Annotated in this window: 16 protein-coding genes and 1 pseudogene; 5 read left to right on the top strand and 12 right to left on the bottom strand. The window is 44.1% G+C overall.

The genetic code is table 11. The features are described 5' to 3' along the window. Positions 1–59 precede the first annotated feature (59 nt). Positions 60–1,046, top strand: coding sequence for a LacI family DNA-binding transcriptional regulator (locus R7E29_RS06105; protein ID WP_170890199.1), 987 nt, complete (start codon positions 60–62; stop codon positions 1,044–1,046). Between the two features lie 63 nt (positions 1,047–1,109). Here R7E29_RS06105 and R7E29_RS06100 read toward each other — a convergent pair whose 3' ends face one another. The 5 genes and pseudogenes from R7E29_RS06100 to R7E29_RS06080 form a co-directional block, all read right to left on the bottom strand. After that, the gene (locus R7E29_RS06100; protein ID WP_136976638.1) at positions 1,110–2,483 is read right to left on the bottom strand and encodes a carbohydrate porin; all 1,374 of its coding nucleotides are present in this window, start codon (positions 2,481–2,483) and stop codon (positions 1,110–1,112) included. 739 nt (positions 2,484–3,222) lie between these two features. Further along, a complete protein-coding gene (locus R7E29_RS06095; RefSeq protein WP_017819845.1) occupies positions 3,223–4,101 on the bottom strand; it encodes an alpha/beta hydrolase in 879 nt (292 codons plus the stop codon). A 32-nt stretch (positions 4,102–4,133) separates the two neighbouring features. Then, the gene (locus R7E29_RS06090) at positions 4,134–6,077 is read right to left on the bottom strand and encodes a TonB-dependent receptor domain-containing protein (RefSeq protein WP_213906690.1); all 1,944 of its coding nucleotides are present in this window, start codon (positions 6,075–6,077) and stop codon (positions 4,134–4,136) included. A 151-nt stretch (positions 6,078–6,228) separates the two neighbouring features. After that, the gene (locus R7E29_RS06085; RefSeq protein ID WP_017819843.1) at positions 6,229–7,182 is read right to left on the bottom strand and encodes a LysR family transcriptional regulator; all 954 of its coding nucleotides are present in this window, start codon (positions 7,180–7,182) and stop codon (positions 6,229–6,231) included. A gap of 197 nt (positions 7,183–7,379) precedes the next feature. Further along, positions 7,380–7,703: pseudogene (locus tag R7E29_RS06080) on the bottom strand (IS1-like element transposase); the annotation flags it as partial. Positions 7,704–8,097: 394 nt separating this feature from the next. On the opposite strand from R7E29_RS06080, the gene R7E29_RS06075 reads away from it, so the two are divergent. Beyond that, positions 8,098–9,702, top strand: coding sequence for a S8 family peptidase (locus tag R7E29_RS06075; protein WP_213906691.1), 1,605 nt, complete (start codon positions 8,098–8,100; stop codon positions 9,700–9,702). A gap of 260 nt (positions 9,703–9,962) precedes the next feature. On the opposite strand, the gene fabG is transcribed toward R7E29_RS06075, so the two are convergent. From fabG to R7E29_RS06055, 4 genes are all read right to left on the bottom strand, one after another. After that, positions 9,963–10,682 (bottom strand): 3-oxoacyl-ACP reductase FabG, encoded by a 720-nt coding sequence (gene fabG / locus R7E29_RS06070; RefSeq protein WP_042523233.1) that lies wholly within the window; start codon positions 10,680–10,682, stop codon positions 9,963–9,965. 300 nt (positions 10,683–10,982) lie between these two features. Next, positions 10,983–11,777, bottom strand: a complete 795-nt coding sequence (locus tag R7E29_RS06065) for a metal ABC transporter permease (protein WP_005373725.1) — start codon at positions 11,775–11,777, stop codon at positions 10,983–10,985. Positions 11,778–11,779: 2 nt separating this feature from the next. Next, positions 11,780–12,733 carry a metal ABC transporter solute-binding protein, Zn/Mn family gene (locus tag R7E29_RS06060; protein ID WP_318082476.1) on the bottom strand — a complete coding sequence of 318 codons (954 nt, stop codon included), beginning with the start codon at positions 12,731–12,733 and terminating at the stop codon, positions 11,780–11,782. Beyond that, a complete protein-coding gene (locus R7E29_RS06055) occupies positions 12,723–13,865 on the bottom strand; it encodes a hypothetical protein (RefSeq protein WP_017633595.1) in 1,143 nt (380 codons plus the stop codon). Before R7E29_RS06055 ends, R7E29_RS06060 begins: the two co-directional genes overlap by 11 nt. A gap of 208 nt (positions 13,866–14,073) precedes the next feature. On the opposite strand from R7E29_RS06055, the gene R7E29_RS06050 reads away from it, so the two are divergent. Beyond that, on the top strand, positions 14,074–14,745 hold the full coding sequence (locus tag R7E29_RS06050) for a cupin domain-containing protein (RefSeq protein WP_054574565.1): 672 nt from the start codon (positions 14,074–14,076) through the stop codon (positions 14,743–14,745). Positions 14,746–14,818: 73 nt separating this feature from the next. Here the strand turns inward: R7E29_RS06050 and R7E29_RS06045 are convergent, their stop codons facing one another. After that, positions 14,819–15,058 (bottom strand): YdcH family protein, encoded by a 240-nt coding sequence (locus R7E29_RS06045; RefSeq protein WP_005373737.1) that lies wholly within the window; start codon positions 15,056–15,058, stop codon positions 14,819–14,821. 228 nt (positions 15,059–15,286) lie between these two features. Here R7E29_RS06045 and R7E29_RS06040 point away from each other — a divergent pair, with 228 nt between their 5' ends. Further along, a complete protein-coding gene (locus tag R7E29_RS06040; RefSeq protein ID WP_213906693.1) occupies positions 15,287–16,090 on the top strand; it encodes an SDR family NAD(P)-dependent oxidoreductase in 804 nt (267 codons plus the stop codon). A gap of 77 nt (positions 16,091–16,167) precedes the next feature. On the opposite strand, the gene R7E29_RS06035 is transcribed toward R7E29_RS06040, so the two are convergent. Further along, a complete protein-coding gene (locus R7E29_RS06035; RefSeq protein WP_017633593.1) occupies positions 16,168–17,070 on the bottom strand; it encodes a LysR family transcriptional regulator in 903 nt (300 codons plus the stop codon). A gap of 113 nt (positions 17,071–17,183) precedes the next feature. Further along, a complete protein-coding gene (locus R7E29_RS06030) occupies positions 17,184–18,053 on the bottom strand; it encodes a GyrI-like domain-containing protein (protein ID WP_025767964.1) in 870 nt (289 codons plus the stop codon). A gap of 124 nt (positions 18,054–18,177) precedes the next feature. On the opposite strand from R7E29_RS06030, the gene R7E29_RS06025 reads away from it, so the two are divergent. Further along, positions 18,178–19,326 (top strand): PLP-dependent aminotransferase family protein, encoded by a 1,149-nt coding sequence (locus R7E29_RS06025; RefSeq protein ID WP_017819834.1) that lies wholly within the window; start codon positions 18,178–18,180, stop codon positions 19,324–19,326. Positions 19,327–19,560 lie beyond the last annotated feature (234 nt).

Raw genomic sequence — 19,560 nt, 5'->3', positions numbered from 1 at the left:
GCTTTTCATCTTCTCTTTGCAAACAATCCCAAAAACGAAAAACAGAATGGATAGGAACAATGGCGAGTCTGCATGATGTCGCCCGTCTGGCTGGCGTATCAAAATCAACAGTGTCACGGGTTATAAACGATGAATATGGCGTAAAAGAAGCGACAAAACTGAAGGTCCGCCAAGCAGTAGCGGAATGTGGCTATGTGCCGAACCAAGTCGCTAAAGATCTAAAATCTCAAAAGACCAATCTGGTTGGTGTCATTGTTCCTCGGGTTTCCTCTCATGCCACATCCCAAGGTGTCGATGGATTAACCGATGTCCTTGAAAAAGCCGGGAAACATGTCTTACTTGCTAGCACTCACCAAGCCCACGAAAAAGAACTGGAATACATTCAGATCTTTAACCAAAAACGGGTTGAAGGGATCATTCTTTACGCCACCCACCTCGATTCCAAGCTGGTAAAAGCAATTCAAAACTCAGCCGTCCCAGTTGTGCTCGTCGGTCAAGATGGTTCCATGTTTAACATTCCAAGCATCATTCATGATGACGCACGAGTAGGGTTTGAAGCGGGAAATAGACTGGTTGCAAAAGGTTGCCAAACTATGGGTTTTATTGGTGTGCAAGGTGACGATATCGCGGTAGATAAGCAACGCTCTGAAGGATTTGTTCAAGCGCTGCAACACCATGGTTTTGAGATCGACTTCCATGCTCGTGGTGACTTTACCATCGATTCTGGCTATTCATTGGCAAAACAACACTTAACAAAGAACCCTAAGCTAGATGGCTTGTTCTGTGCGACAGACCGTATTGCTATCGGTGCGATGAGAGCGATTCAAGAGCTCGGGTTAACACCGGGTAAAGACGTTTTAGTGCTAGGCGTTGGTGATGATGAGCTCGCATCAGTGTGCACCCCAACCTTATCAACATTTAACTATGCATTTGATAAAGCAGGGGAAAATGGTGCGAAACTGTTACTAGATAGAATTGCCAACAGAAGTTTTGAAATGAGTAAGATGGTACTAACCTTCAAAACTATTGAGCGTCAGTCCTGTTAATGAAAAAGCGCCAACTGAAATCAGTTGGCGCTTTTCTTATTACTCTTTGTAGGTTAGGTCCCTTTAGAACCAAGTTTCCATTTGCAGTGCAAACAGAACTTCACCACCATCACCCATCGTTGCAGCACCCGCATCCTGGCTAATCGAGTAGCCATTCAAGTCTTCGCTCCAATCAACGTAGCTAACTGCAAAACGTAGCTCCGGACGGTCAAAGAAACCTGCAGCGGTAGACATCTTAAGCGTTGGTGCAATTGTCGCTTTGTAAAAACTGCCACTTGCTTTATCAATCGCATTGTCTAGGTCCATGTATTGGTATGAGCCTTCATAAACCATCTCAAAGTTCTGCGTAAACTCTTGCGCTAAGCGGATGTTGAACGATGCCCACGTAAATTCATCATTTTTAGCAAAGCGATCTTGGCTGTGTTCTGCGAGCAACGCAGGTGCTACACGCCAGTTGTCGCCGATGCGTGTTACACCATAGCTAAACAAGCGTACGGCTTTTGCGTCTTCTAACAAATCTCCGTTTGAACCGATGCCTTTAAGTTCCGCACCCAATCCATCACCCATCAAAATACCAGTTTTAGAAAAGCCTTCACTCATGCCAAAGAAGGTATCGCCATGGTAGGCAAACATCGCATGTAAACCTTTGTCCGCTGCGCCTTCTACGCGATCATTGTTATCAGCTGACGTCATGCCGCTCAGCATCAATTGCCAATTACCGAAGCGGTTGTTCATTGTCGCGATATAGTTTTCAACATCCGTTGACGAGCTATCAATCTCACCAAAATCACGACCATAGATCGAGAAGTTTGCTTTCCATGATTCGCTCATTTGGACGTCATACACACCAGCACCAGTGCCAGATAAGAAAACAATATCCGAGTCAAAGAAGTGAATGTCAAAGTTATCACGGTCAAATCGTTTACCAGCCCAAAACGTCGCGTCAGCAAACGCACTTGATTCAGAGAACATGCTCAACTTGTTTAGCTCAGCATATACCTGACGAACGTTTAATTGACTCTCACTCGCTGTCCATTCGTTATTGGTTTCCGTACTATCTGCCAACATGATTCGGAACAATGCGCTGGAACCATCATCTGCAAAGCGTTTGTGAATAAGGTTTGCTTCCACATAATGATCATCCTCAACCCCTAATCGTCCAATTGGCGCGCCAATAGCACCAGCTGCCGTCATGTAAGGACCAGTACCCACTGCACCATTCAGATCGTCATTAATCAGTAGCCCGGAACGAGCGTAGCCATGAAACTCAAAGCTTGAGGCTTTCTCATTTGCTTCTGTGGATGCTTTTTCCGTCTGTTCAAGTCTCTGTTCTAATTCATTAATTCGCTTTTCAAGAGCGTCAACATCTGTTGCTGCGAATACAGGTGCAGTAACCAGTCCAAGCGCTACTGCCATCGTCAAAGTGTGTAGTTTCATTTCCATAGTCTCACGTAAATTTATACTTAGGCATACTGCAAACGTTCCCAATAAAAGTCGCAAACTTATGGTGACTTTAAATGTCCATCTAAAGCCTGAATTTCAGAGCGCTCGGACTCAGAGCGTCTCTACTACTTGTATCAATGAGAGCGATAATATATAAACTTTTCGGGAACGTTACCGCTAAGAGGTAATTTTGTTACTTCTATCACGTTCAATTGTGTTACTTACAGAAAAATCATTAGCCAGCGCACATTTGAATTAATTGTTAGCGCTAGAGGAAGTAGTTTGAAGGTGACAGGCTACAAAGAAGGAGTTTAATGTTCATTTGAGAGAATACTCCCTCGCTTCCCTATGCTACTTGATGGTAACTCATCTCTATTTATTGATGAAAAGTAGCAGCTAAGGTTGAACGTAACTAAGAGCGAAGCGGATCTCGATACCTCATTTCAAACAACTTGAAAGGCTGTTAAGACGAGATAAACGACCTTCATTTTCTGTGAAGAGCGCTTTGTTGTTCTAATTCAAGCTAACGAAACACTTTTTTGGACAGAAGTACGTTAGAATACATACCCTAAAGTAGTCATAGATTTATTCAACCACTGCCTGAAAATGAGCCAGCCGCTCCCATTAATCAGAATGATAAAATGCCCAATAGAGATACATGAAAAAGCCAACTGTAATCACAGTTGGCTCAGTATTTCCCCTTGAACTTTTAAGCCTTATATTGACTAGAGCGTTAGTTCGGAAAGTGTTTATTTAAGAAGTCCAAAACATGAGTAACGTACTTCTCGGTATCAAAGACAGGTGCACTGTGTCCTACACCTTCTTCAATGAAAAGTTGGTTGGTAACTCCATGCTCATCAAGCTTAGCCTTAAGTATCTCACTTTGAGATAGAGGCACTCGCTTATCCAAGGTGCCGTGTAACTGTATATATGGTGGAGTATTTTCATTCACATAACTCGTCGTTGATGCTTTCTTGGCAAGCTTTGGAATATTGTTTGGAATATCTCCTAAGAAACGAGATACAGACGATTTTTTGCTGGTTTTCTTGCCACCTTTATTACTTAACTCAAGTAAATCGGTAGGGCCAAAAAAGCTTACTACGGCTGAGACCTTGTACTTTGGTGGCTCATAGAAATCTACTTGGTTGTATGCCGAGTTAGTCGCACCAATAAAGCCAGCGAGGTGCCCGCCAGCAGAGCGTCCCATTATCACAACATTGTCCGCTTTAATACCGAGCTTTTCAGCATTGTCGTACAAATAGTTCAGTGCATCATTAATGTCTTGTACTGGTTGAGGAAAGATCGCTTCTCCACTTAAACGATAATCAACTGAAGCTAGCGCATAACCTTCATTCAACACAGACTGAAGTAATAATGGGTTCTTTTCTGGGATGGCGTCTTTGCTCCCACGTTTCCATGCACCACCATGTACCCAGACTAATAACGGGTACTGAGTATTTGATTCAACCGAAGGAGTATAAAGATCGAGTTTAATCTCTCTTTCACCTACAGTTTTGAACAAGATATCCTTCTCTACATTGAACTCCCCAGCCAAACAGACAAAGGGCATAAGTAGCAGAGAGGTCATCGCAGACTTAATTTTCGTATTCATTGTTTTGTTATTCGCTTAAAAAAGTAAGTAGATTAGAAAGTCGCTTCAGCAGCTAACCAGTAGCGTCGGCCATCTTCAATGTAGCCAAACTCTTCCTCTGTGATTTGCTCATCGAACAAGTTATAAACCGCTGCCATTAACTTCACATTCTTAGTTACACGCCAGTTCACACCGAGATCCACGTAAGTAATAGAAGGTGCCAACGTTCTTGTGCTATCACTAGTGATGTTGTTTTTCTCTTTGCCTTGATAGTTCATGCGGGCCCATGAAGCAACATCATCACGCACTGCCCAATCACCATTAAGTGAGAAGATATGTTCAGGTGCTTGTACAAGAGGCAAGCCATCATCATCGTCATTAGTGTTCTTTTCACTACGAGTATACGAGTAGGTTGCACTTAGTGTAATTGACTCTGTAATACCCTTAGATACGGAACTTTCTGCACCATAGCTGTTCGCATCATCAATGTTGACGTAAGTGCGGTCGCAACTTCTGCTATCAGTACACGTCGGATCGACAAACTCACTTTCGATCTTGTCTTTGAAGTCGCTGTAAAACAAAGTAATGTTTGCAGAAAGGTCTCGCTCATTAACGTAATACAGTCCCATCTCTGTATTGATGGAGGTTTCTGCTGTTAAGTCTGGATTACCGTAAATAGAACAACGCCCTCTACAGCTCTCTTGAACCCACTCTTCGTCCATTTGTGCCAAACTAGGTGCTCGATAACCCGTAGACACACCACCTTTTAGCGTCCAACTAGGGTCAATAGACCAGACCCCGTAAGCTCTTGGGCTAAATTGCCCGTCAAAGATCTCATTGTCGTCGTAACGTAAACCAAGGGTGAGAGCGAATGTATCCGTGAGATACCACTCGTCCTCAGCAAATACTGCCCATTGCTTGTTTTTAGAGGTCAATGACAGTTTATTATCAGTCAGATCCTTTTGCTCGAAAGATGCGCCCAGTGTTAAGTAGTGAGCATTAAGAGGCAGACCCCATTGCGTATTAATTTGACTATTCTCGACTTCTTTATCTGCACCGATATTTTTTACTGTTTCATTACTGATAAATGAAGAACTTGTACCCCAAGAGTAGTTTCCGTCGTGGCTAAAACCAATAGATTGGCGTTCATATTCTCGTACTGCAACTTGAGACTCTCGCTCCACTGATTTACCTAGAGTGGTCTCTCGCTCATGGTTATGATTGGTGAACTCCAGAGTAAAAGTGTCATCCGAGGTAGGTGTGAGGTACAAAGAAGCTCGATAGTTGTCGAGTGTCTTACCTGCATAACCACCTTCAATTTCATCTTCTTTTCTTTCCTGATACAGTCCAGTCAAAGAAGTACTCAACAGACCATCAATGACAGGGCCAGCAAGGTAAAGCTGCCCTTGATAGCTATTTCCAGATTTTGAATTTTCTTGAAGCGTCGTTTCTGCACGCAAGCTTCCGTGCCACTCTTGATAATTTTTACGCGTAATAATATTAATCACACCCCCCAAAGCATCAGACCCATAAAGGGTTGACATAGGGCCACGTACAACTTCAATACGTTCAATTGCACTCAACGGGGGAAGCCAGTCTTGTTCAGTAAACGTACTACCATTAGTTTGAGTTTCTCGACCAGACTGCTTCCTGCCATCAACAAGAATGGCCGTATATTGAGCAGGCATACCTCGAATTGAGATATCTTGGCCATCACCACCTCCTGTAACGGTTACCCCAGGTATATCACTTAAAGCATCAGTCAAATCTTTATATGAGCGATTTTCAAGTTGCTCTCGGGTGAGAACACTTATTGTTGCTGGCGCTTCTGTGACATTCTGTTCGTAACCAGAGGCTGTAACCACTACGGTTTCCATTGCTGTTGTATTGATACCAGTCTCAGGTAACTGGTCATTTGCAACAACGACCATAGGTACAGTAATACAAGCAGAAACAACTGATGTAGAAAATAGAGAGTATGTGAAAAGAGGCTTCATATTGAATAGGCTTAAAATGTAATTGCATTTAATAATTATTATCAATTAAACCTGATTATCATAATCACTGACAAGTTAATCACTATCGAGAAAAGAGAATATCACTATCCAATATACGAATAGTTAACCACGAATTACCCGATATAAGCATTTAAGCTAAAGTATCGGTTCCAACATAGAGCTGTTTAAAGATCTCTCGTACCCATTCACACATAGGATCATCGTTAAAGCGTTTGTGCCAATATAGGAAGACTTCTTGAAAGTCCAACTGTAGCTCGGCAGGTACTTCTCGAACGATCAAGCGAGGGTCTTGACAAGCTGCCTCTGCAAAAGGTGTCGGTAGATGAAATATAATCTCAGTCTCCGCAGCGATACTTGGAGCAGAACTAAAGTTATTCAGTTGCACTGGCGCTGATAAACGCTTTTTTTTGTTCGCTAACCCTAGCTCTTGGTATTTATGCTCAAACGACAATCGCTTCTCACCCTGCAAAGAGACTTGTCCAAAGTCAAATTCGGCCAAACGCTCTGGAGTTAGCTCTAAATCGGCCAGTGGATGATAGCGGCTCATAAGCAAACGGAAAGTACGCTTAGCAACAACCATTCGATAGATATTTTGCTCAGAGCTTGGCGGTTGATGAGAGGAAAGTGCGAAATGAACATCTCCAGCCACCAACGCATCAAAATGACGTTTTGGTGCTGAGTCCAAACTGACCTTAAGGTTTGGAGCCTCTTGCCGAATCTTAGCGATAACCTTAGGCATTAAGGTATTAATCTGAGGAAGAAGGCCGTAAACCTTAACGGTGCTTGATACAGTGCTCGGATCAAACGAGTCTCTATGGGCAAGTTTTTCTAAACTGGTAATCACATTATTGATGTCTTGCCTTACTGACTCTGCTTTTGGAGTCAGTTCATAGCCGTATTTCTTGCGCACCAGTAATTCGTCATTAAAGAAAACTCTCATTTTTTGCAGTGCTCGACTTACCGCAGACTGGCTCATATTTAAAGCCATAGCGGTGTTAGATACATGCTTCTCTTCGAGCAAGTGCTTTAAAACAAAGAGCAAATTCAGATCAATTTGAGATAAGTTCACGTCAATACCACCCATCAAGCTTCCAGTAGGTGGTATAGTACATAAATCTCTAGAGTTTGTGGTAAGTGTTTTCGATACTACAAGGCACTATTGAAACACAAGTCTGGTAGCAGGACAGTTTCCGTGCTAACACGAAAAGGGGGCAAAAGTGTGTTTCAGTTCTTAAATGGGGAAGTGTTTTCCTCATATACCTCAACCAATACAGCTAGCCTTTCAAGTTTACAAATTAGTCTTATATTTGCTTTATCGAAAGGCATTGAGGTTACTTACCTTGGCGAGATTTTTTAAAGTACTCAATACTGTGTTGTATACGACATTCAACACTTGTACTGTTTCCCTAACGCCAGAGCTATTCATTGACATATCAACAGTTTTTTCTTTTACATCTGGCTTGCGGGCTTCGTAAACGTAATCGAGTTAAAGCTCTTTCGACACTCGATACATCTGGAGCGAGGAGAGCCAGAATGCCCTTTTCCATGTTCACGAACGGGCTCTGTTTTATTACAGAAACGATATTGAACTTGGATAGTAACCATGAGTTAAAAACATCAGAAATCAGGTGGCTATATTAACATCTATCAACCGATTTGAGTTATGACCAATAAAAGGATAGTTAGGTTTTTATTGCGTAAATTATCGGTAAGATGAAGTCATATAACAGGCAATATTTCAGGTGTGTAGAATTATTCTATTTTAGGGATTTTGCTCTAAGTCTAAATGAATCTTTGCATTTCAATTTCAATAAAGCTTGGTTATTGATCATGTTTCTGAGTATGCGAATTATTATCAGTTATGCATATGATTGCTCATTGTCTAGTTTGACTTGTGTAACGTCACTTCAGCACGCACTACGCTGATTGTCTGTGTTTTCGTGTTGACAGTTTGGTACTAGGTAAAAATCAACAAGACTATGATTTCGAGGAACATTTTATGTTAAAGAAACTACTAAGTTGTTGTATCACCTCCGCACTCTGTTTTCATTCTTCTCTCGCTTTTTCGCAACCCAATGAGATTGCGGACAGTGCAGAGTTACAACAAGCTCCGGACATATTACCAGCCACATTAATGCTCGCACCGGACGAGATCGCCATTGCAGATCGCTACATAGTGGTATTTCAACAACCGCAAATGATGGCGAGCAACTCAACGGAATTCGAGCAATTCACGCAACAATCCGTAGACCGCATGTCTGGTTTGTATTCGGTAAAAGTGGAGTCGGTTTTTGACCACTCGATAAGTGGATTTGTCGCTAACTTGAGTCCTGAGCAACTAAAAGATCTGCGTTCTGATCCTCGTGTGGACTACATTGAGCAAGACAGAATCCTATCGCTTGACCCAATAGTCTCGGCAGACGCAAATCAAACCAATGCCATTTGGGGACTAGACCGAATCGACCAACGAAACTTGCCACTCGATAACAACTACAGTGCCAACTTTGATGGGACTGGGGTAACGGCTTATGTCATCGATACTGGTGTGAATAACGCGCATGTTGAGTTCGGTGGTCGCTCAGTTTCAGGGTATGACTTTGTCGATAACGATGCAGATGCAAGTGACTGTAATGGACACGGCACACACGTAGCGGGCACCATTGGCGGCAGCTTGTATGGTGTTGCGAAAAACGTCAACCTTGTCGGCGTGAGAGTATTGAGCTGTACCGGATCGGGTTCTACTTCTGGTGTTATTGCCGGTGTGGACTGGGTGGCTGCGAACGCTTCCGGACCTTCAGTCGCCAACATGAGTTTAGGCGGCGGTCAATCCGTCGCTCTGGATAGTGCGGTGCAAAGTGCGGTTCAGTCAGGTGTCAGCTTTATGCTAGCAGCAGGTAACTCCAACGCCGATGCGTGTAACTATTCTCCAGCACGCGTTGCTTCCGGAGTAACTGTCGGATCGACCACTAGCACGGATGCACGTTCGAGTTTTTCAAACTGGGGCAGTTGTGTGGATGTATTTGCGCCAGGTTCACAAATCAAATCTGCATGGTATGACGGTGGCTACAAAACCATTAGTGGCACTTCGATGGCGACGCCACATGTGGCGGGTGTAGCAGCATTGTATCTTCAAGAAAACAGTTCACTGTCTCCAAGCCAAGTAGAGGCCTTGATCGTTAGCCGCGCAACTAGCGGAAAAGTGACGGACACAAGAGGCAGCGTGAACAAGCTACTTTATAGCTTAACGGATGCAGATTGTGGCCAAGACTGCGGTGGCCCAGACCCAACACCGGACCCAGAAGGCAAATTAACCTCGGGCGTGCCAGTAAGTGGTTTAAGTGGTTCAACTGGTCAAGTAGCGTATTACTATGTTGATGTAGAAGCTGGGCAGCGTTTAACCGTACAAATGTATGGTGGAAGTGGTGATGCGGATTTGTATCTCCGTTTTGGAGCAAAACCAGCACTGAATGCATGGGACTGCCGACCTTTCAAATACGGTAACAATGAAACATGTACGGTCAGTGCGACACAAAGTGGACGTTATCACGTCATGATTCAAGGTTACTCAAACTATAGCGGTGTCAGCATTCAAGCGAGCTACTAGTTATTCTTCTCGTTACTAAAAGAGAGCAAAGCCCGCTTTTCGGTGGGCTTTTCTTTTGGGAATACTGTGCTTTAGGGAATGCAGTGTTTAAGAGGAGACGCCCGACGCTATTCAAACGTATTGGCCTTTTGCTTCAAAAACTCAACTCGAAGCGAAATCGAAGCTTTCTATTAGTAGTACTCACATAAGTCGGGTTCCTCAAACAAAAACGCCCTTCATATAAGTAAAAGGCGTTTTTATTTTGGGTTTTGATTAACGAGCTATAATACCAACCCACCGTCAATCTTGAGCACTTGGCCTGTGATGTAGGCGCTCTTGTCTGAGGTTAGGAAAGAGACGCCATTGGCAATATCTTGAACTGAGCCCATGCGCCCTAATGGGGTTTTGCCTTTCATCATTTGAATGACTTTCTCTGGCAGGTTCTTGGTCATGTCGGTGGCGATAAAGCCTGGCGCGACACAGTTGACGCGTATCTGTGCACCCTTTCTTGAAAGTTCTTTCGCCCAGCCTTTGCTCATTGAGATGACGCCGCCTTTACTTGCGCCGTAGTTGCTCTGGCCGATATTACCATCCGTTCCCACTATAGAAGAAATGCTAACAATACTGCCTGTGCCCTGCTCTAGCATGACAGGAGCAACACGTTGGGTGAGTAAGAACACCGCTTTTAGGTTCACGTCGATCACGCTGTCCCAGTCTTGCTCTAACATGTCTGGCAACAGTGCATCTCGAGTGATGCCCGCGTTGTTAACCAGAGCATCGATTCTTCCGTGCTGCTCTACAACACTTTCTACCACTTCACTGACAGCTTCGGCATCACACAAGTTGACTTGATAACTGCTTAGCTGCGCCGACTGGCTCCATTCCACGGGCGATATGTCTAGCCCGATTACGTGGAATCCATCCTCCAGTAATTGCTCACAAATCGCTTGGCCAATACCACGAGCCGCACCAGTGACTACTGCTACTTTTTCCGGTTTCATCTTGGTCTTCCTTAAATGTTGAGATTACAAATTCGCTTGTATCCCTAGCGTTTTTTGTTTTTATGCCTAGTCGCGTTACAGCTGCGCTTCTCATACGCAGGGTCTTTTATATCTTATAAAAACTATAGAAACAGTCTGGGAGTCGAATGTGAACTAATCAAGGCAACTTGATGACTATGGCAAGATCAACGTAAGAAAGTGTGTTGGAAGGCGCAAAGTTACACGATTGGAGGACTTGGATAGAAAAGTATTGGTCTGATTAATCAAATACTACTTCATCAGACCAATATTACTTGTCTCTTAATCTCTTACAAAAGCTGGTTTTGTTATTTTCACCAGAAAAGGCTGAAGCAAGAGATTAAACAACATGCCAGCAATAAACAGGGTGATCACAATACTCGCACCACTCGGTAAGTCATAGCGAGCCGATGCGGCAATACCCGATAAGATCCCAACAATACCAATGCTGATACTAGCGACAAAGAATCGAGTTCCCTTCAATGCTGCCGCACATAAAGCTGGAATAACCAACAAAGCAAATTCTAAATAAATGCCGGTTAACTTGACCGTAATGGGCATCAGGATTGCAAAGATCAGATAAAAACCACTACCGCGCATAAACGCAGGTTTTAACCAAACCAATAGCAACATCGCAGCGGTAATGAGTGCCAGAGGCCAAACGTCTGCCCAAGTCGCCCATAACAATTGCCCATTAAGAATGCCTTGAATAAAGTCTCCGCCGTGTGGGTCTTTACTCACCAGCAGGATTGCCAGCGATGCAGACACGACAAACAAGCTGCCAATCATGGGCTCTAAATGTTGCTGGTATCGTTTCTCCATTAAGGCAATCAAACCGCAAAGCATCAAAGACATCACCCAAGGGCCAATCATTTCGCCAAAGAATGAGCCTGAGAACAGCGCGTATTGGCTCAACCAGTAGTGGCTTAGTGCTGCCCCCAATGCCGCAACTTGCGCCACCGCCAAATCTATAAAGATGATCTGACGATTAAGAACTTGTTGCCCCAGAACGATGTTGCCGACCAACGCAATTAAACCACACAAAACCGCAGGTAAAAGCCATGCATAATCCGCCATACTTAGATCCTCACAGGAACGGGCGGCACTAACACATCCAGTAAATCATCAATGACCTGATCGTACATCTCATCCAAGCTTTCACCCTCAGAAACGGTCAATGGCAGTTGAATCACAGGTTTGTCAGTATGATCTTGCAACCAGTTCGCTGGACGCTGATCCTGATGAGAGGAGTAAACAATCGCATCAAAACTGTCGGCATTTAACTTGGTGAGTGATTGCAGGTGAGATGTGGTCGGTGAAATGCCCGGTTTAGGTTCGAGATCGGCAATCTGCTTCATTCCGAGCCAATCGTACAAATAACGATACGTCGCGTGATAACCGACAACTTGCTTACCCTTTAAAGCAGCCCCTTTCTCATTCCATTCTTTAAGCTTTTTACGCCAATGAGCACGAAACTTCATACCATTCACTTGGTAACTTTGTGCGTTGTCGGGATCAATCGCTTTTAGGCGCTCCGTGACTTTACGAGATAATGGAATCATGTCATTTGCCGCAAATTGAACATGTGGGTTACCGTGAGCGTGTATATCTCCCATGCTACGGTCAACGTGAGCATGAGTATCTAACATGCGCACGAAGTCCGTCGCGTAGATCATGCTCGGCGCACCATTTTGCACCGCCGCATTGCTGCTACGAACTTGCAGCATAGGTAACCACCCCACCTCTAGCTCTGCGCCCGAACACATTGCCATGTCCGCTTGGCGCATCTTCGCAATCAAAGAAGGACGAGCTTGTACGTAATGTGGGTCTTGCTTAGCCGTTGTCGCTGAATAAATACTGGCATCTGGCGCGTGGCTTTCAAGAAAGGCTTTCCATTCTGGCTCACAAACGAAAATGTTTAGAGCCGAAGCAGGCGAAGCAGGCGAAGCAGGCGAAGCAGGCGAAGCAATGATGGCAGCTCCTGCCGCCATCATCACCAAACTGCATTTATTTAATGTCAGCTTAGAACGCATGAGCACCGTGCGCTCCAAATGTCATCACGTATTGCAGAGTGAACACGTTGTCTGTCTCACTGTCTTGGTTATCAATGCGAGTGTATTGCGCACGGATAGTACCGAAGTGAGAAGAATCCCATGCGATCATCGCATCCATTTCTTTATCATTCAGCTCAGTAAAATGCATGTGGTCGCCATGTGCATGACCATCGTAGCTTTCTGCTTCGCCGTAACGTAGACCTGCTGACCAGCTTGGGTTGAAGCGATAAACACCCGAAACATAGTAAGCGCTTAAGTTGTCTGGTGACTCTGCATCGTTTTTATATTTGCTATCTACCACACCGTCTAACAGCATGTATTCAGCCGATAGCGTGAAGTTGCTGTATTTGTAATTACCGTCTGGTGCCCATTTCCAAACAAAATCAGCACCGTAAAGGTTCGCACCTGTCACTGCTGCGCCATGATGGTGATCGTGCTCATGCTCTTCTTCATGACCGTGGTCGTGATCTTCGAATTCTTTAACCTTGCCGTTTTCGTTACGCAGGTAACTTAAACCAAACTGCCAACTTGAAGATTCGGAGAAGTCACTACCAAGCTTCAGCGTCGTGGTGTACACGCCAACTTCAGAACCATCTTCGACAGAAGACATTTTGCTACCACTGAGCGCTTCTACACCAAGTTTTACATAAAGGTCGGTTGGCAACACGATGTTTGCACGTACACCATCATCGTAGTAGTGCGAGCCAAGGAAAGTACGATAAGCAATTGGACGCTCAACAAAGCTATCGGTGTGCATGTGTTGGTTGTTCAGGTAACCAAAGTCAGATAGGAATCGGCCAGCGCGCACGTTTACACCATATGGCAATGCCAAAGTTTCGATGAATGCCTCTTCAAGCTCTAATTCTGTCTCATCACCATGACTTTCAAGAACCGCGGTCAATGCGCCGTAAAACTTGTCGTCGATATTTGATGAGAAGTTTAATTCCGTATGGCCTAGACCAAAGCCTTCTTCGCGCTCAGAATTATGACGTTGGCCATCTTGGTAGTAGCCATCAACAACAACACCAATCTGTGGGTTCGATAGTGTGTCGGCAAAAACAGGGGATGCAAAAATGCTACCGATCACGAGAGACACCAATTTCTTATTCACTACTTTTTCCTTTTTGTTATGTTATAACATTTAATTTTGCGATGTTATAATATAACAATTCTCATTACACAAGCAGAAATTTAAATTAGGCTCCGATTTCATGTTCGTACTCAATCCATGAATTGGGCTATCAACAAATGAATCAATTGATGTTTTTTATACGTATACTAATGAGAATTAGTAATTAAATAAGTAACGGAATTTCAATATGTTGAATATGGATTTTTCAAAAAGAATCGTGATAGATACTGCTCAACAGGAGTGGATCGCCAGCCCTTCCAAAGGTGTGTGGCGCAAACCTTTGGAACGAGAAGCCAAAGAATCAGGGCATACCACCAGCGTCGTTAAATACGAGCCAAATTCGCAGTTTTCGACTCATCCTCACCCTCAAGGAGAAGAAATATTGGTGCTCGAGGGAGTATTCTCTGACGAATACGGTGACTACCCTGCCGGCACTTACCTTCGTAACCCTCCAGGAAGTCAACACGCACCATTTAGCAAAGAAGGCTGTGTGATTTTAGTTAAACTAAATCAGTTCGAATCTGAGGATCTTGAAACAGTTCGCATTAATACAAACCAAGCGAGCTGGCAGAGTGGTGTCGGTGGGTTGCAAGTCATGCCTCTACATAATTTTGAGCACGAACATGTCGCGTTGGTTAAGTGGCCAAAAGGTGAGAAATTTCAACCACACCGTCACTTTGGTGGTGAAGAGATTTTCGTATTGTCAGGAGAGTTTAGAGACGAGCTAGGTACCTATCCCGCTCTCTCTTGGATCCGAAGCCCACATATGAGCGAGCATTTTCCTTTTGTAGAGCAAGAAACGATCATTTGGGTAAAAACTGGTCACCTGCCGCTCCAAGCTCCTGCTCAGCACTCCTAATGTTTGCACACTTGGCATCGTCCATTGGAACTAAAATCGGCCCGCTATTTACGAGCCGATGATCATTTCGTCACTAAGAACCCATTATTCGCGAGTGGAGCCAGTCTTTGAGCTCAGCCCGGTTATGTTTTAACACGTTCATTTCGTGATCATCAATCGGGCTTCCTTGAAGTTCTAGTACGCGGATTTCCTTATCTAAAGCATTGTAGTTTTTAACGGTTTCAGCAAATGATGCATCGTTTTCGGTAAGCTGAGTAATGGTATCCAAATGTTCTGGGAATTCATGAGTTAATGAGTGATTTTCACCTAACATAGAGACCTCTTGGCTATTATTTGAGTACAAAATAGTGCCTAATTTTTGAGCACCACATGTATAACCGTAGCATCTAATGAGACGTTAATTCGTCGCACCGTCCACAAAAAGAACAACAAAGTTATTTTCAATTTTTCCTAGAAAGTGTTTTCTTTTTAGTCTCAATAGTCGAATGCAAAAGATGCCACTATGATCGTTCTATATTAACCTTCAACAATGAGAGCGATCATGCGAAAGACAATTCTAGTTACTGGATCTACTGACGGTATTGGTTTAGAAACCGCGAAAATGTTAATTAACCGTGAACAACACGTAATAATCCATGGCCGGAATATAGAGAAAGTTCAACAAGTTGAGCAAAGTTTGAGGGAGATGAAAAGTGGTAAAGTTGAAAGCCTTGTTGCTGATTTATCCTCTCCCAATGCGGTAAAACAGATAGTGATGGAGATAACAGAACGGTTCAATCATTTAGACGTCATCATTAACAATGCTGGTGTGTACGCAACACCAAATCCAAGAACTAAAGAGGGTCTTGATGTACGCTTCGCAGTCAACACCATTGCTCCCTACTTACTCACTAGAGAGCTATTGCCGTTGCTCGGAGATACGGGTCGTGTGGTTAATTTGTCTTCAGCTGCACAAACAACAGTAAACACTAGCGCTTTACTCGGTAACAAACCATTGTCAGATGGCGAAGCATATGCCCAAAGCAAATTGGCATTAACGATGTGGTCACGAGCAATCGGACTAAAGCTTAAGAACACTGGCCCTATGTTGGTATCAGTAAACCCAAAATCATTCCTAGGTAGCAAGATGGTTAAAGATGCTTATGGGGTTGCTGGTGGTGATATCCGCTTAGGAGCAGATATTCTAACTCGCGCTGCGCTATCAGAAGAGTTTGCTCAAGTGCATGGTATGTACTTCGATAATGACATTGAAGCATTCGCGCCCCCACACCCTGATGCATTAGATCAAAGCAAAACACAGCAGATAATTGATACTATTGAATTAATCTTAAGCAAACTCTATTAATAACAATTAAGAATTATCTTGAGGTTCGTTTTTATTCGGACCTTAAAAACAATGTATTCGATAAGTGAAACTTGTTATCACTTTTCCGCAAACTCCCAATAAGGTGGCGTGCCATAGTATTCAGCAAAGTAATCAATAAAGGCACGCACCTTAGGCGCAATTAAACGAGAGCTTGGGTACACAGCCCAAATCCCAGCATCCATCGCTAAAGGGTGATCTTCGAGTACTTCCACTAGCTGACCACTTTGTAATTCTTGATAAACACTCCAAACCGAGTTGATAGAAATACCTAACCCGTTTACCGTCGCGTCTCTCATCGCATCACCATTATCAGTTTTAAAACGACCAGAAGTTCTTACATTGACCATTCCATCTTTTGTATTGAATGACCAATTATTCATTCCAACTAAGTTAATACATTGATGATTCGTCAAGTCTTGGGGCTTGTTAGGTCTCCCAAATTGTTCAATATAATCTGGTGATGCAACGATAATACGACGATCTGGCGCAAGCTTTCTTGCGACCAATGAAGAATCTTTCAACTCAGCGACACGAATGGCGACATCGAAACCTCCCTCAACCAGATCAATAATGGAATCAGAAAATCGGCAGTCCACGGTTAACCCTGGGTAACGCGCCATAAAACCTTTTAATGCGGGCACAATATGCAAGCGACCAAAAGTTGCAGAGGCGGTTATACGTAATACTCCCGTTGGCGCACTCTGCCCTGAGCCAACAGCTCCCCTTGCTGCCTCCACTGTTGCAAGGACCTCCTCCGCGTGAGGTAAAAAAGCCTGCCCCTCTTCAGTTAAGGAAACTTTGCGTGTGGTGCGATGAACTAAACGAACTCCTAAGCTGTCCTCAAGTTTATTGATGTGTGCGCTAGCGACAGCAGGAGAAAGTCCAAGCTCCTGACCAGCCATGCTGATGTTGTGTGTCGAAGCCAAACGGACAAATAGCTTTACATGATCGATGTTCATTTAATTTTCAATTATTTGTAAAAAATCACCATATAGAGCTTAGCATTTTCTTCCTTACGGATAGTAAATAAATACTCCAGTTAGAAAAAACTGATGGGCAGATAGAAGTCCAGTTAGAAAAAACTGATGGGCAGATAGAAGTCCAGCTCAAACACCTCATCATGGCTAAGGAAATGGTTTTTATGATAGTGAACATAAGCGGGAGTAGAACGCTGCTTAAAGCCTGAATTCGGCAACCACTTCTCTAACACCATACTCAATTGAGGAAGAAGCTCTCCATATACCCCTGTTAAGCGAAAAACAGCATGCAAACCACCCGGAATCGTCATTTGATTTACGACACCGCGTACTTTAAGCGGCTTATCAATCGCCATACAAGCCACATAGCGACACTTATCGAGCTCGACCCAAGCGGGGTTGGAGTGATGCAAACCGTATTGAACCGAAAAGTCCCGATTCTCAGAGCTTGCCCACGCCTTCAAAATCAGCCACGCATTGCGAATGGAACGGCTATAACCCTCATGCCGCACATAAGCCGCGAAGCGTTGTGGAACCTCCATAATTTTAGGTTCTGGCAACTCGCGTTTCGCAACCCGATGGTAACCCGCAGCCACTTCCGGATCTTTTAGATACGGCTTTTCTGCGACTTGTAAATCATGCTTTCGCCACGCGCCAGGAGACATAGCGAACGTTGCTTTAAACGCTCGGCTAAAAGAAGATACCGAGCTAAAGCCGCACTTGTTAGCAATGTCTAACACCGACGAGCTGGTATCAAACATCAGTTGATTGGCGGCGTATTCCATTCTTGTTCGACGGATATATTGATGGACAGACTCCCCTACCACATCTTTAAAAATACGATGGAAGTGCTGTTCAGAATAGGCTGCTACATCTGCTAGCTCTTTAGCCGATAAATCTCTGTTAATGTCCTGGTGAATGTAAAACAGCACGTCATTGATTCTGGAAACTTGTTGATGGCTCACGGAGTAAACTTTCGCTTAAATAGCATAAATGGACATGTTTAACAGCATAAATGGACACACCAAGCTTGGCAATTTACCTATACTATTTCTGACATAAAAAAGACAATTACGAGAAGCACAGCACATGGAAATCGCACAGTCATTACAACAAACTAAGTCATCCTACATCCGAGAGATCCTCGCAGCAGCGAGCGATAAGAACGTCATTTCTCTTGCAGGTGGCTTGCCGGACGAAAAAACCTTCCCGATCGACTTAATGAAACCGACGCTCGAAAACCTCGCTAATATGCCAGAGGTGTTTCAATACGGCGCAACAGCAGGCTACGCCCCGCTACTTAACTTTTTGACCGATTATTACCAGCTGCCGGAATCTCATTTGGCTATGATCACAACGGGCTCTCAGCAAGGGCTAGATTTGATTGCGCGTGCGTACGTAAATCCGGGCGATAAAGTGGTAATGGAAGCACCGAGCTACCTTGGTGCTATGCAAGTATTCGGTCTAGTGCAAGCCAACATCGTGACTGTTTCACAAACCGAGTGTGGTCCAAACCTTGAAGAACTTGAACAATGCTTTGCCACGCAGCAACCGAAAATGTTCTATGCCGTGCCCGATTTTCACAACCCAACGGGCGTGTGCTGGGCGCTAGAGACTCGCCAAAAAGTTGCCGAGCTTTGTATACAATACGACGTGGCATTCATTGAAGACGCACCATACCGCGAGCTGCGTTTTTCTGGTGAAGCGCTTCCACTGGTTTCGGACTTCTGCCCACAGCACTCCATCGTATTGCGCTCTTTCTCCAAAATAGCTTCACCAGGCTTGCGTATTGGTGTAGTTACGGGCAAAAGCAGCTACCTTGAGCCACTTATCAAAATTAAACAAGGTGCCGATCTGCACTCTAGTATTCCTATGCAAGCTTTGCTGCATGGCCTGCTCCAACATGACAACTTCGAAACGCACATTTCAACCATCTGTGCGCTTTACAAATCACGTTACGATGTCATGTTTGCTGAACTGCAAAAACAGCTGCCAGAAAGTTGCGTACTCAAACCCGTCGATGGTGGCATGTTCGTTTGGGTCGAGATTCCAGAGTGCGACACCTTCGAACTGGCGAAAAACCTTCTCGCAAACTGGGTTGCCGTAGTGCCGAGCCCGGTCTTTTATCCAGAAGGTTCAAAGGTAAAAGCCGCTCTGCGTCTTAACTTTACCAATGCCACACCAGAAGAACTGACGACAGCTGTCTCTCGACTCGCGGATGTCCTCAACACGTTGTAATTGAACGCGAGTGTAAGAACCTGCCTTTGAGATTCAAAAAAAGTCTCAAAGGCAGCATCAAAAAAGTTCCCCAAAAAAATTTATATTTTTCCTTCAAATCAACTCTCTACAGTAAGTGCCTGTTTTCTCTTGAACCTCTCACTCATATAAAAATGAGAACTCAATCACGTATTTGATGGTTAGAAAAGTTACGTCTATCTTTCAGTCAAAGACATCAACTTCGCAGCGTTAATG

The sequence above is a fragment of the Vibrio sp. Vb1729 genome (genome assembly GCF_033338655.1).
Lineage (GTDB): Bacteria > Pseudomonadota > Gammaproteobacteria > Enterobacterales > Vibrionaceae > Vibrio > Vibrio alginolyticus.
Note: the sequence above shows the minus strand (reverse complement) of the source record. Positions and strands in the feature narration are given on the sequence as shown.

Excerpts from the sequence above, each read along its gene's own strand:
- R7E29_RS06105 (WP_170890199.1), top strand. The coding sequence starts at position 60 with ATGGCGAGTCTGCATGATGTCGCCCGTCTGGCTGGCGTATCAAAATCA.
- R7E29_RS06100 (WP_136976638.1), bottom strand. The coding sequence starts at position 2,483 with ATGAAACTACACACTTTGACGATGGCAGTAGCGCTTGGACTGGTTACT.
- R7E29_RS06095 (WP_017819845.1), bottom strand. The coding sequence starts at position 4,101 with ATGAATACGAAAATTAAGTCTGCGATGACCTCTCTGCTACTTATGCCC.
- R7E29_RS06090 (WP_213906690.1), bottom strand. The coding sequence starts at position 6,077 with ATGAAGCCTCTTTTCACATACTCTCTATTTTCTACATCAGTTGTTTCT.
- R7E29_RS06085 (WP_017819843.1), bottom strand. The coding sequence starts at position 7,182 with ATGGGTGGTATTGACGTGAACTTATCTCAAATTGATCTGAATTTGCTC.
- R7E29_RS06075 (WP_213906691.1), top strand. The coding sequence starts at position 8,098 with ATGTTAAAGAAACTACTAAGTTGTTGTATCACCTCCGCACTCTGTTTT.
- fabG (WP_042523233.1), bottom strand. The coding sequence starts at position 10,682 with ATGAAACCGGAAAAAGTAGCAGTAGTCACTGGTGCGGCTCGTGGTATT.
- R7E29_RS06065 (WP_005373725.1), bottom strand. The coding sequence starts at position 11,777 with ATGGCGGATTATGCATGGCTTTTACCTGCGGTTTTGTGTGGTTTAATT.
- R7E29_RS06060 (WP_318082476.1), bottom strand. The coding sequence starts at position 12,733 with ATGCGTTCTAAGCTGACATTAAATAAATGCAGTTTGGTGATGATGGCG.
- R7E29_RS06050 (WP_054574565.1), top strand. The coding sequence starts at position 14,074 with ATGTTGAATATGGATTTTTCAAAAAGAATCGTGATAGATACTGCTCAA.
- R7E29_RS06045 (WP_005373737.1), bottom strand. The coding sequence starts at position 15,058 with ATGTTAGGTGAAAATCACTCATTAACTCATGAATTCCCAGAACATTTG.
- R7E29_RS06040 (WP_213906693.1), top strand. The coding sequence starts at position 15,287 with ATGCGAAAGACAATTCTAGTTACTGGATCTACTGACGGTATTGGTTTA.
- R7E29_RS06035 (WP_017633593.1), bottom strand. The coding sequence starts at position 17,070 with ATGAACATCGATCATGTAAAGCTATTTGTCCGTTTGGCTTCGACACAC.
- R7E29_RS06025 (WP_017819834.1), top strand. The coding sequence starts at position 18,178 with ATGGAAATCGCACAGTCATTACAACAAACTAAGTCATCCTACATCCGA.